The following is an 11,872-nucleotide window of genomic DNA, read 5'->3' as shown; positions in this document are numbered from 1 at the left end:
AAATGCCGCAGTACAAGCAATTCCCCTTGCCCGACACGGCAGAGGGGCTGACCGAGGCCGAGATCCTCACCTGGCACGTGAAGCCGGGTGACACCGTCAAGGTCAACCAGATCATCGTCGAGATCGAGACGGCCAAGGCCGCCGTCGAGCTGCCGTGCCCGTGGGCCGGCGTCGTGACCGAGCTCCTCGCGGAGCCCGGTCAGACCGTCGAGGTCGGCGTCCCGATCATCACGATCGACACCGACCCCGGTGGCGCGGCCGCACCTGCCCCGGCTCCCGTCGCGGCGGAGGCGAACGGCACCTCGTCCGGCAAGATCGGCGAGGAGATGCCGGGCGGGCGCATCGCGACGCTCGTCGGCTACGGCCCGAAGTCCGGCACGGCCAAGCGTCGCGCCCGCAAGGACGCGCCCGCCGCCGCACCGGCCGCAGCCGTCGTCGCCCCGCCCGCTCCTGCTCCGGCTCCGGCTCCGGTCGCGGCACCCCCGGCTCCGGTCGTGGTCGCCGCTCCGGTGCAGACCCCGGGCGGGTACGTGCCGCTGGCCAAGCCGCCGGTGCGCAAGCTGGCCAAGGACCTCGGCGTCGACCTGCACGCGCTCACGGGCTCCGGCCCCGGCGGCGTGATCACGCGTGAGGACGTCGAAACCGCCGTCTCCGCACCGGCTGCCGCTCCCGCGCAGTCCGTTGTGGACAACGGCTCGCGCGAACGCCGGGTGCCCATCAAGGGCGTCCGCAAGGCGACCGCGCAGGCGATGGTCGACAGCGCGTTCACCGCACCGCACGTCACCGAGTTCCTGACGGTCGACGTGACGCCGATGATGGAACTGCGCGCACGCCTGAAGAACGCGCCGGAGTTCCGCGGCGTGAAGCTGACGCCCCTCGCGTTCTGCGCGAAGGCGATCATCCTCGCGGCCCGCCGCACGCCGGACGTCAACGCGACGTGGGACGCGGCGGCGAACGAGATCGTCTACAAGGACTACGTCCACCTGGGCATCGCGGCGGCAACGCCACGCGGCCTGGTGGTGCCGAAGGTCCGCGACGCCGACCGGATGTCGTTGAAGGAACTGGCGATCGCGCTCGACGAGCTCGCCACGGTCGCCCGCGAGGGCAAGACGTCGCCGGCCGACATGATGAACGGCACCATCACGATCACCAACGTCGGCGTCTTCGGCGTCGACACCGGCACGCCGATCCTCAACCCCGGCGAGTCCGCGATCCTCGCGCTGGGCGCGATCCGCGACATGCCGTGGGTGGTCGACGGCGAGATCAAGATCCGCAAGATCTGCCAGCTCGCGCTCTCCTTCGACCACCGCGTGGTCGACGGGCAGCAGGGCTCGCAGTTCCTGGCCGACGTCGGCGCGCTGCTGGCCGAGCCGGGCATCGCGATGACCTACTGAGGTTCGTTCGAAACGGCGGCGGGGAGTCCTTCGGGCTCCCCGCCGCTGTTCTCCGTCGTGTTGTCCGTGAACCGCAGGGCCTCAGAGCCGGACTCGAACGTCCGGACGTCGATGGTGCTGTCGACGAGCGTGCAGCGTTGGACCCGAACCGCCAGCGACAGGGTCATGTCGTGACCGACGACGCTGCTGCCGGTGAAGGTGCTGCGGTAGAAGTCGATTCCGCGGCCGAGCGCGGTCATCCTGCGCATGTTCAAGATCGCGTGGTCGAACGTGCAGCCGACGAACTCGACTGCCCCGAAGTCGAGGTGCACGTCCTGGAAGTTCACCTCGGTGTTCGTGAACGTCGTGCCGTGGCAGCTCAACGTGGTGTACCTGAACGCGGTGCGTTCGAACGAGGTGTTGGCGCCGGTGAACTCGGCGCCGTCGAAGACGACCGCACGGGCGAACGTGCGTTCGCTGAAATCCGCGTCCACGAACCGAATACCGGTGAAGTCGAAGTTCAGCGCCGACCACGGCCCGGCTTCGCGGTGTGACCCGAGCCGGTCGCGAAGAGCGCGGAAGATCTTGTTCGCCATCTGGCCGTCGTCCTCGTGCAGCCGCAGTTGGTCGATCAGCGCGTCCACACACATCTGCCGCTGGGCCTCCCAGTCGTCGGCGAGACCGGCCATGGCGGAGACCCCGGCGACCCGCAGACCCGGCTGCTCGCCGGAGAGCAGCTCGGCGGCGACCTTGAAGCGTTCGTTGAACAGCTTGGTGCGCTCGCGTTCCTCCTGGTGGAGGGCGTGCGTGTGTGCGGCCTCGGTGACCCGCTGCTTGCGGTAGTTCACCGCCAGCGCGACCACACCGCCGAACCCCGCGACCACCGCGAGACCGATCTTCAGCAGGTCCAGCACCTCGGTGGTGGTGAACGCGGCCTGCTTCGGCACCGTCGGCCAGCCCAGCATCCACAGCAGCCCGCCACCCGCCGTCGCGGCCACGAGCAGCGCGATCAGCAGCCACCCGGCGATCGAGACCCAGACCGGGGACTGCGTCCGCCGCCGCCGGCGGAACCGCAGGCCAAGGCGCCGGTTGAGCAGCAACAGCCACACCACGGCGAGCGCCCCCAACGCCGCGTACTGCCAGGTGATCGACCCCACACAGGTGATCGTGCCTTATTCAGGTTGACCCTCCAGCAACTGGAGGGTTCACAGTAGGTCCCGTGACGCGCTACCAGATCGGCGAGCTCGCCAGGATGACCGGACTCACCGTCCGCACCATCAGGTTCTACTCCGACTCGGGCCTCATCCCGCCCACGGACAGGACCACCGGCGGCTACCGCACCTACGACACCGACGCGCTGGCGAGGCTGAAGCTCGTCCGCACGCTCAGGGACCTGGGCGTCGACCTGCCGACCGCGGGCCGCGTGCTGGCCCGCGAGGTGTCGGTGACCGACGTGGCGCGTGCACACGCAGACGCGATCGACGCGCAGATGAAGACGTTGCGGTTGCGCCGCGCCGTCCTGCGCGCCGTCGCCAAGGGAGGGGAGATGGAACTGATGAACGAGTTGGCACGCATGTCGGACGAGGAGCGGCAGCGCATCCTCGACGATTTCTTCGAGGAGGTGTTCGGGCCCTACGAGCTGGATCCGCAGTTCGAGCAGCACATGCGATCCGTGCGGATCGAGCTGCCGGACGACCCGTCGACCGAGCAGCTGGAGGCGTGGGTCGAGCTCGCGAAGCTCGTGCAGGACCCGGACTTCCGCGCGACGGTCAAGCGGATGTCCCAGCAGCACGAGGAACAGCGCCGGGCAGGGGCGGACATGAGCCCGCCGGGGGACGGTCAGATGGAGGCGTTCAACTTCGCGATCGCCCAGGCGCGCGAGGCCCTCGACGCGGACATCGCGCCGCAGTCCACCGAGGCCCGTGCAGTAGTGGAGCGCGTGAACGCCAACTGGGCGGAGGCGCTGGGCCTGCCGAACGACGACAGTCTCGTCGAACGGCTGCGCGAGCTCTCCGACTTCGCGGACCCGCGTGCCGAGCGGTACTGGGTCCTGATCGCGAGGATCAACGGCTGGCCCGCCATGCCGGACCACTCGCGCGAGCGCGCCTGGCTGCGCGAAGCCGGCCAGCCGTTCGGCTAGACCTCTGAGATCCTGCGGGAACCAGCTGGGCGCCCAGCTCGTTTCCGTGGCAACGAAGGGGGAACGCCATGTCTGCTTTGTTCGAAATTCTCGGGGGCGTGCTCGGCGAGGCGTTCGGCCCGTCCGGCGACGACAACACGCGCGGCGACGGCGACGTCTTCCTGGACGGTGAATGGCAGGAGGGCGAACTGTTCTTCGGCCCCACCAAGATCATCTGGGACGAGCGGATCGTCTTCAGCAACGACGAGGGCCGCGTCGAGCAGATCGTCGACAAGGACCCGCCGCACCCGAACTTCGTGGTGCTGCACTTCCGCCGCCCGCAGGACACGGTGCTGCTGGCCGTCCACAGCCGCGAACTCAAGCGCGTGGGCGCGGTCCTGACGCTCCCGCTCTAGTCGTTCTGCGGCAAGAGCTTCACGAGCCGGAACGACGCGTCGAACCGGTCGCGCGCTCGCCGTCAGTCGTCCGTCCAGCTGATCAACGCTTCGAGCACGGGTGCCACACCTTGCCGCCCGGCTCGTAGCAACGAGGGCCGTTGTAACCCGGATACGGGTTCGAAGGCTGTTGCGTCGCGGTCTGCTGCGGAGGGCTTGGAGTCCGTTGCTGCTGTTGTTGTTGCTGTCGCTGTTGTTGTTGTACGGCAGCGGCGTCCCGACGGCGTTGCTCCTCGGCTGCGGCCGCGGCGGCGGCTTCCGCCTTGCGGCGTTCCTCGGCGACGGCCTCAGCGGCGCGTTTCTCGGCAGCCGCGGCTTCGCTGCGGAACGCCTTCTCGCGCTGTTCCAGCTTGGGCAGCGCGGCGGTGACGAGGCTTCGGAGCAGCGACTGGTCAGCAGCGGAGAGGACCGTCCACACGAGCCCGCTCGGGTTCGCCAGCGCCTCCGCCTGCGAGAACGCGGTCCTGGCGGCATCGGCCGCCTGCGTCCATTCGGCAGGGGCGGCTGTGGCCACCGGCGCCGGGACCTCCGCGGCAGTCGTGACGACCTTGACCTGTGCGGGCAGCGTGCAGGCGATCTCGCGGGAGTGCAATCCCCGTCCGGCCGCGACCGCTTCCGACAGCGCCGAACTCACCTGCGGGTAGAACCGGGCGTTCTGCCCGATGGTGATCGCGGCGGCGAGGCCCGACCTGGCGACCTCGGCGTTCACCAGGGTGCCGTCGAGCTTGACCACCCCGGCGAGCAGCCGGCCGTACCGGTCGGTCCGCTCGACGTCGTACTCCAGGGTGACCTGGGAGCCGTTGGGGAGCAAAGACTTCAGGCGGTCGGTCGCCTCGGCGTGGAGACAATCGGTCGTCTCGGGGGCGTCGATGTTGAGCAGCCGAACCTTCTCGAGCCGCCCGCCCGTGAGCACCTCGACGGTGTCGCCGTCGATCACGCGCTCGACGCTGGTCGTCGGTGCGGGCGATGGGTCAGGTTCGTCCGTCACCGCGACCAGGACGACACCGCCGACGGCCGCGGTCACCAGCGCGGCACCGATCAGGTTGGCCACCAAGAAGAACTCCTTTGCTCCGACGACAGCCCAATCGGAGCAAAGGAGGTGTCTGTTACTACCTGATCTGCATCCCGGAGATCGCGCGAGAGACCACCAAGCGCTGAATCTCCGAGGTTCCCTCGAAGATGGTGAAGATCTTCGAGTCCCGGTGCATCCGCTCCACCGGGTGCTCCCGCGTGTACCCGGCCCCACCGAGGATGTGGATCGCCCGCTCGGTAGCCCACACCGACACCTCGGAGGCCTTGAGCTTCGACATCGACCCCTCACCGGCGGTGAACGGCACGTTGTTGCGGCCCATCCAGGCCGCGCGCCACACGAGCAGCCGGGCGGCGTCGATCTCCATCCGCATGTTCGCGAGGTCGAACGCGATCGACTGGTTCTCGATGATCTTGCGCCCGAACGCCTCGCGGTCCTTCGCGTAGTCGAGGGAGTACTCGTAGGCGGCACGGGCGACGCCCACGGCCATCGCGCCGACGGTCGGGCGCGTGGTCTCGAACGTTGCCATTGCGGCCTGGCCGCCGGACTTCTGGCCTTCGCGGGCACGGGCGAGGCGTGCTTCGACTCGTTCGCGGCCGCCGAGGACGCAGCGGCCGGGGACGCGGACGTCGTCGAAGAACACGTCGGCCGTGTGGGAGGCGCGCATGCCGTGCTTCTTGATCTTGCCGGGGGACGACAGGCCCGGGGTGCCCGGCGGGATGATGAAACCGGCCTGGCCGCGGGAGCCCAGGGACGGGTCCAGCACGGCTGTGACGACGTGGACGTTCGCGATGCCGCCGTTGGTGGCCCAGGCCTTCTGGCCGTTGATCACCCACTCGTCGGTGGCCTCGTCGTAACGCGCGCGGGTGCGGTAGCCGGCCACGTCGGAGCCCGCCTGGGGTTCGGAGGCGCAGAACGCGGCGAGTTTCGGGTCGCTCTCGTCGCCGAAGCACTCCGGCACCCACTCGGCCAGCTGTTCCGGCTCACCGGACGCGAAGATGCCCGCCACGGCCAGGCCGGTGCCCATCAGGGCCAGTGCGATTCCGGCGTCGCCCCAGAAGAGTTCCTCGGTCGCGATCGGCAGCGACAGGCCGATCGGGTCGGCGAACCAGGTCGCGAGGGACTCGAAGCCGTAGAGGCCGATCTTCGCCGCCTCCTGGATCACCGGCCACGGCGTCTCCTCGCGCTCGTCCCACTCGGAGGCCGCCGGCCTGATCACGTCGCGGGCGAAGCCGTGCACCCAGTCGCGCAGGTCGGTCTGGTCTTCGTTCAGCTCGAGCGAGAAGCCACCCACAAGAAGTCTCCTAAGCCTTCGGAATGTTGAACAGGCTCATGAACCCGGCCGCGAACCCCAGGTCGCCCTTGACCTTCAGCTTGCCCGTCATGAACAGCACGGGAGCCGAGGCGTTGCCGGTCGCCAGCTTCAGGAAGTCGGCGGGCGTCAGCGTCACGATGGCGCGGGCCTCGCGCGTCACGCCCTTGTTGATGGTGCACTCGGCGTTCTCGATGATGGCCTCGTAGACGTCTTCCAGCACGTGGAAGTGCACGACGGCCTTGGTCGCACCGGCCCGGTCCGAGCGGAAGTGGACCTCCATGCGGCGGAACACCTCGTCCAGCACGCGCACGCGCAGCGCCGGGTCGGCGACTACGGCCTCGATCTGGTCCTTCGAGGCGCGCGAGATGATGCGGGCGAAGTTGGACGGGTCCATCTTCGCCAGGTCGAGGTCGGCGCCGCCGTCGGCGAGCGCGCCCAGGGCGTTCAGCAACGCCGCGAAGTCGTCCTTGCCGAGCTTCTTGGGGTCGATGCCGCGGGCGATGACGTCGATGTCCACCTCGGCCAGCGCCGGGTCGTCCGGCGAGATCTGCTGCAACGTGCTGATCAGCTCGGCCGGGCTGAGCTTCGCGATCGCCTCGGTGCTGAGGTCGAGCGTCATGGACAAACACCTCCTGGTACCTACTCACGAGTAAGACTACTGGTGAGTAGATAGAGCGGCAAGCCGATCCGATAATCTTGCCGCTTCGAACCGAGGGGTGAAGATGCGCACAGAAGGTCGAGCCAAGCGCTTGCCACGCGCCGTGCGTGAGCGGCAGATCATGGATGCCGCCGTCGACGTGTTCTCGCGGCTCGGCTTCCACTCGGCTTCCATGGACGAGATCTCCGAGGTCGCGGGCATTTCCAAGCCGATGCTCTACGCCTACCTCGGCTCGAAGGAGGAGCTGTTCGCGACGTGCATCCGGCGCGAGGCCACCCGCATGATGGAGGCCATCGCGACGGGCGTCGAGCCCGACCAGGAACCGGACGTGCAGCTGTGGAGCGGCCTGCGGGCGTTCTTCGGGTTCGTCGGCGAGAACCGGGCGAGCTGGATGGTGCTGCACCGGCAGGCGTCCAGCCAGGGCGGGCCGTTCGCGGTCGAGCTCATGGACATGCGCGCCCGCGCGGTGTCACTGGTCGCGGCGCTGCTCACCCAGTCCACGAAGGCGCCCGCGACGAAGCTGGAGGCCGAGTCGCTGGCCGCCGCGCTGGTCGGGGCCGGCGAGTCGCTCGCGGACTGGTGGCTCGACCACCCGGAGGAACCCGCCGGCGTCGTCGCGGCCCGCCTCATGAACCTCGTGTGGATGGGCTTCGGCGACCTGGTCGACGGCAACGTGTGGCATCCGCCGTCACGTCGTTGAGCCGACCAGGTGGGGCCCCTTGCCCCACACGGCGAACTCCCAGCCACTGGCACCCTCGCTGGCCGAGAACTCGACGCGGCCGGGGATGAGCAGCGGCTTCTTGAACCGGACGTCCACCGTCACGGCCTCGGGAAGCCGCCCCTCCAGCGCGGCCACACAACGAGCCTTCGTCCACATCCCGTGGGCGATCGCGCGCGGGAACCCGAACAGCTTGGCGCTCAACGGGTGCAGGTGGATCGGGTTGCGGTCGCCCGACGCCGCGCCGTAGCGCCGTCCGACGTCCGCGGGCACCCGCCACACGGCCGACCCGACCGGCCGCTGCAGTTCGTCGCCCTGTCCCGACGAGCCGCCGGTGCGCCGCAGGTAGGTCGACACCCCTTGCCAGACACCGGAAACCGACGTCACCACGTCGACCTGGGTGCCCTGCGGGTGAGGACGCAGATCGCGCGCGGACACCGTGATCTCCAACGGCTCGTCCAGCGTCAGCGGACGCGACTGCGTGATCCGGTTCGCGACGTGCACGAGGCCCGGCAACGGGAAGGGGAACCCGGCACCGGACATCAGCCTCATCTGCAACGGAAAGCCCAGCACGTGCGGGTAGGTCAGCGGCAGCGCGTCGCGCAACCCGAACCCGCACACCGCGTTGTACGCCGCCAGGTGCTTCAGCGACACGTCGACCGTGGCAGAGACCGGTTGGGCGGCAAGCGTTTCCCCGCGCCGGAACGACGTCAGGGCGGCACGCAACAACATCAGGCCCCCAGGAGCATCTGGCCGCACACCCGCACGACGTTCCCGTTCACGCCACCGGATCCCGGCGACGCGAACCACGCCACGGTCTCCGCGACGTCGGCGGGCAGCCCGCCCTGCGACAGGCTGTTCATCCGCCGTCCGACCTCGCGCGTCGCGAACGGCACCGCCGCGGTCATCTTCGTCTCGATGAAACCAGGCGCGACGGCGTTGATCGTGGCCCCGCGAGCGGCCAGCACGGGCGCGAGCGTCCGCACCATCCCGATCACGCCGGCCTTCGAGGTGGCGTAGTTGGTCTGGCCGACGTTGCCCGCGATGCCGGCGATCGACGACACCCCGACGATCCGCCCGCCGGTGCGCAGCACGTCGCCGTCCAGCAGCGCGTCGTTGATCCGCTCCTGGCAGGCGAGGTTGACCTCCAGCACCGAGTCCCACAACGAGGAGTCCATGCGCGCCAGCGTCTTGTCGCGCGTGATGCCCGCGTTGTGCACGACGACGTCTACGCCGCCATGCCGTTCCAGCAGGTACGAGGTCAACCGAGCGGGATCGCCGGTGATGTCGAGCTGCAACGCCGACCCGCCGACGGCGTTCGCGACCTTCGACAGCTCGTCCCCGGCAGTGGGCACGTCGAGGCAGACCACGTGCGCGCCATCGCGTCCCAGAGTCGTGGCGATCGCCGCGCCGATGCCCCGCGACGCGCCCGTGACCAGCGCGACCTTGCCGTTCAGGGTGCCGATCGGCGAGTTCCCGGACACGTGGACGACCTGCCCGGACACGTACGCGGACCGGCCGGACAGCAGGAACCGCAGCGTCGACTCGACACCGTCCTCCGCGCCGTCGGCCACGTAGACCAGATTCGCCGTACCGCCGCGGCGCAGCTCCTTGCCGACCGATCGCACGAACCCCTCGAGGGCCCGTTGCGCCACGGAGTCCGGCGACCGCCCGATGACGACCACCCGCCCGCACGGCCCGAGCTGAGTGATCGCCGGGTGGAAGAAGTCGTGCAGCTGCCGCAGGTCCGTGACGGACGCGATCTCCGATGCGTCGAACACCAGCGCGCCGTACGGGGTCAGGCCTGTTTCCAGCTGCTTCAGAAAGGGCAGCCGGAACGCGCCACCGACCAGCACCGGTGTGGCGACCGCGGCGTCGCGGCGAAGTGGATACGGGTTCGGCAGGCCGAGCCTGCGCACGAGCTGGCGCCCCAGCCCCGACGATGCGAACTTCTGGTACCTGTCCACGTCACACAACCTACTCGCTAGTAAGTCTACCCGCTAGTAGGTAGTATGGCGGTATGCGAGTAGCGATCATCGGCGGCAACCGCATCCCGTTCGCCCGCTCGAACGGCCCGTACGCCACCGCGTCGAACCAGGACATGTTCACGGCGGTGCTGGACGGCCTGGTCAGCCGCTTCGGCCTGCAGGGCGAGCGGCTCGGCGAGGTGGTCGCGGGAGCGGTGCTCAAGCACTCGCGCGACTTCAACCTCGTCCGCGAGTCGGTGCTGGGCAGCAGGCTCAGCCCGGAAACCCCCGCGTACGACCTGCAGCAGGCGTGCGGCACCGGTCTGCAGGCGATCATCGCCGTGGCCAACAAGATCGCGCTCGGCCAGATCGACGCGGGCATCGCGGGCGGCGTCGACACCACCAGCGACGCCCCGATCGGCGTGAACGAGAACTTCCGCAAGCTCCTGCTGGAGTTCAACCGCACCCGCAAGGTCAGCCTGTTGACGAAGCTGCGTCCCGGCCACGTCGTGCCGCACCTGCCGCGCAACGGCGAACCGCGCACCGGCATGTCGATGGGCGAACACGCGGCCATCACCGCCGCGCAGTACGAGATCACGCGCGAGGACCAGGACGAACTGACCGCGCTCAGCCACCGCAACCTCGCCCGCGCCTACGACGAGGGCTTCTTCGACGACCTCGTCACCCCGTACCTCGGCCTGACCCGCGACCAGAACCTCCGCCCGGACAGCAGCGCCGAGAAGCTCGCGAAGCTCAAGCCCGTCTTCGGCGACACGATGACCGCCGGCAACTCGACTCCGCTCTCCGACGGCGCCTCCGCGGTCCTGCTCGCCACCGAGGAGTGGGCCGCCGAACGCAAGCTTCCCGTCCTCGCCTACCTGACGTTCGCCGAGACCGCCGCCGTCGACTACGTCCACGGCGACGAGGGCCTGCTCATGGCACCCGTGCACGCCGCACCGCGCATGCTCGACAAGGCCGGCCTCACGCTGCAGGACTTCGACTTCTACGAGGTGCACGAGGCGTTCGCGTCACAGGTGCTCGCCACGCTCAAGGCCTGGGAGAAGGAGCTCGGCGAGGTCGACAGGTCCAAGCTGAACGTCAACGGCTCGTCGCTCGCGGCAGGCCACCCGTTCGCCGCGACCGGCGCCCGCATCGTGGCGACGCTGGCGAAGCTGTTGCACCAGCGGGGAAGTGGACGCGGTTTCGTGTCCATCTGCGCCGCCGGAGGTCAAGGGATCACGGCGATTCTGGAACGGTGACGCACTTAGGCTTGCCGAAGTCGACAGTCCCTCATGCACACTCACGGTGTCGCAGCGTTGCGACACTGGGGGTGGGGGAATGTGTGATTTGCAGGTCGATCCCGAGAAAGATCCGGTGCTGGCGCGCGCACTCGTCGGCACTCTTCGCGACGAGTGGCGGCCGGCCGCCGACGCGATGCGGTCGGCGCACGAGTGGGAGCGCCGCGCCTACATCACGCTGACGCTGGCAACGGCGGCCAGGCGCCGCGTCGAGTGGCTCACGAACTGGCTCAAGGCGCATCCGGACGACCGCGATGCCGTTGCGGTGCACCACGCGATGGAGTCGCTCGACGAGAACTAGTCCAGTAGCGACCAGGCCGCCGTGCACGACGCCGACACGGTGATCTGCTGCGCCTTCAGGTTGAGCTGGTCGACCATTCCCGCGGGTCCGGCCATCTCGAACGACGCGGCGCCGCTCATCATGCGCGGCTGGTAGTGCGCGCCTCCCTCGGTGTCGCCGATCCGCAGCAACGGCCCGAGCCGCCGCCCCAGCGCCGTCGCGTAGCCCTCGGCGCGTCGCAGCGCGTCCGCGACGGCTTCCCGTTGCGCCTCACGGATCGCCTCGGTGTCGTCGACGAGCGTCCACGACGGGCCGTTGATCCAGGACGGCTCGGCCTGCACGAGTTCGGCCAGCAGCGCGTCGAGGCGGTCCAGGTTCTTCACCCAGATCATGTACTGCTGGGACGCGCGGCTGCCGACGCGCTGGTTGTTGTCCCAGTTGTCGTGCACGGACAGCTGCCGCGACCGCACCTCGAACTCCTCGAGCAGCGGCTCGACGGCGGAGATGCGCTGGTTGAGCGTGCTCACCGCCTCGGAGCGCTCGGCGCCGAGAGCCTCGAACGTCACGTCCACCTGTGCGCGGTCGGCAGTGCGCTCGACCTCGCCCGTCCCCTTCGTCACGACTTCAGCCACGTGGACCAGCCAACCGGCACGGTGGTT

13 protein-coding genes are annotated in these 11,872 nt (G+C 69.3%); 6 read left to right on the top strand and 7 right to left on the bottom strand.

What is annotated here, in order from left to right; genetic code table 11:
• The first annotated feature begins 2 nt into the window (after window positions 1–2).
• Complete coding sequence (locus LX88_RS04510) at window positions 3–1,394, top strand: dihydrolipoamide acetyltransferase family protein (RefSeq protein WP_258946565.1); 1,392 nt, start codon at window positions 3–5, stop codon at window positions 1,392–1,394.
• Here LX88_RS04510 and LX88_RS04505 read toward each other — a convergent pair.
• Complete coding sequence (locus tag LX88_RS04505) at window positions 1,388–2,530, bottom strand: pentapeptide repeat-containing protein (RefSeq protein WP_258946564.1); 1,143 nt, start codon at window positions 2,528–2,530, stop codon at window positions 1,388–1,390. The genes LX88_RS04510 and LX88_RS04505 overlap by 7 nt on opposite strands.
• 62 nt (window positions 2,531–2,592) lie before the next feature.
• On the opposite strand from LX88_RS04505, the gene LX88_RS04500 reads away from it, so the two are divergent.
• Both LX88_RS04500 and LX88_RS04495 read left to right on the top strand, forming a co-directional pair.
• Window positions 2,593–3,513 (top strand): helix-turn-helix domain-containing protein, encoded by a 921-nt coding sequence (locus tag LX88_RS04500; RefSeq protein WP_258946563.1) that lies wholly within the window; start codon window positions 2,593–2,595, stop codon window positions 3,511–3,513.
• Window positions 3,514–3,581: 68 nt separating this feature from the next.
• On the top strand, window positions 3,582–3,908 hold the full coding sequence (locus tag LX88_RS04495; RefSeq protein ID WP_258946562.1) for a hypothetical protein: 327 nt from the start codon (window positions 3,582–3,584) through the stop codon (window positions 3,906–3,908).
• Between the two features lie 82 nt (window positions 3,909–3,990).
• Here the strand turns inward: LX88_RS04495 and LX88_RS04490 are convergent, their stop codons facing one another.
• From LX88_RS04490 to LX88_RS04480, 3 genes are read right to left on the bottom strand one after another with little or no spacing between them, the layout of a single operon-like run.
• Window positions 3,991–4,998: a thermonuclease family protein gene (locus LX88_RS04490; RefSeq protein ID WP_258946561.1), complete on the bottom strand. Its 1,008-nt coding sequence runs from the start codon at window positions 4,996–4,998 to the stop codon at window positions 3,991–3,993.
• Window positions 4,999–5,056: 58 nt separating this feature from the next.
• Window positions 5,057–6,271 (bottom strand): acyl-CoA dehydrogenase family protein, encoded by a 1,215-nt coding sequence (locus LX88_RS04485; RefSeq protein ID WP_258946560.1) that lies wholly within the window; start codon window positions 6,269–6,271, stop codon window positions 5,057–5,059.
• 10 nt (window positions 6,272–6,281) lie between these two features.
• Window positions 6,282–6,911: an SCP2 sterol-binding domain-containing protein gene (locus tag LX88_RS04480; protein ID WP_258946559.1), complete on the bottom strand. Its 630-nt coding sequence runs from the start codon at window positions 6,909–6,911 to the stop codon at window positions 6,282–6,284.
• Window positions 6,912–7,014: 103 nt separating this feature from the next.
• Between LX88_RS04480 and LX88_RS04475 the strand changes: the two genes are divergently transcribed.
• Entirely contained in the window at window positions 7,015–7,650 is a 636-nt protein-coding gene (locus LX88_RS04475; RefSeq protein WP_090066358.1) for a TetR/AcrR family transcriptional regulator, read from the top strand.
• On the opposite strand, the gene LX88_RS04470 is transcribed toward LX88_RS04475, so the two are convergent.
• Window positions 7,639–8,400, bottom strand: coding sequence for a MaoC family dehydratase (locus LX88_RS04470; RefSeq protein ID WP_258946558.1), 762 nt, complete (start codon window positions 8,398–8,400; stop codon window positions 7,639–7,641). The genes LX88_RS04475 and LX88_RS04470 overlap by 12 nt on opposite strands.
• Window positions 8,400–9,635: a 3-oxoacyl-ACP reductase gene (locus tag LX88_RS04465; protein WP_258946557.1), complete on the bottom strand. Its 1,236-nt coding sequence runs from the start codon at window positions 9,633–9,635 to the stop codon at window positions 8,400–8,402. The genes LX88_RS04470 and LX88_RS04465 overlap by 1 nt, the downstream gene beginning before the upstream one ends.
• A gap of 53 nt (window positions 9,636–9,688) precedes the next feature.
• Here LX88_RS04465 and LX88_RS04460 point away from each other — a divergent pair, with 53 nt between their 5' ends.
• Both LX88_RS04460 and LX88_RS04455 read left to right on the top strand, forming a co-directional pair.
• Window positions 9,689–10,894, top strand: a complete 1,206-nt coding sequence (locus tag LX88_RS04460) for an acetyl-CoA C-acetyltransferase (RefSeq protein ID WP_258946556.1) — start codon at window positions 9,689–9,691, stop codon at window positions 10,892–10,894.
• A 79-nt stretch (window positions 10,895–10,973) separates the two neighbouring features.
• On the top strand, window positions 10,974–11,234 hold the full coding sequence (locus LX88_RS04455) for a hypothetical protein (RefSeq protein ID WP_258946555.1): 261 nt from the start codon (window positions 10,974–10,976) through the stop codon (window positions 11,232–11,234).
• On the opposite strand, the gene LX88_RS04450 is transcribed toward LX88_RS04455, so the two are convergent.
• Window positions 11,231–11,845 (bottom strand): SIMPL domain-containing protein, encoded by a 615-nt coding sequence (locus LX88_RS04450; protein WP_258946554.1) that lies wholly within the window; start codon window positions 11,843–11,845, stop codon window positions 11,231–11,233. The two genes, LX88_RS04455 and LX88_RS04450, sit on opposite strands and share 4 nt — an antisense overlap.
• Window positions 11,846–11,872 lie beyond the last annotated feature (27 nt).

It is taken from the genome of Lentzea californiensis, assembly GCF_024648825.1.
GTDB lineage: Bacteria > Actinomycetota > Actinomycetes > Mycobacteriales > Pseudonocardiaceae > Lentzea > Lentzea californiensis.
This window is presented reverse-complemented; position numbering and strand designations above follow the sequence as displayed.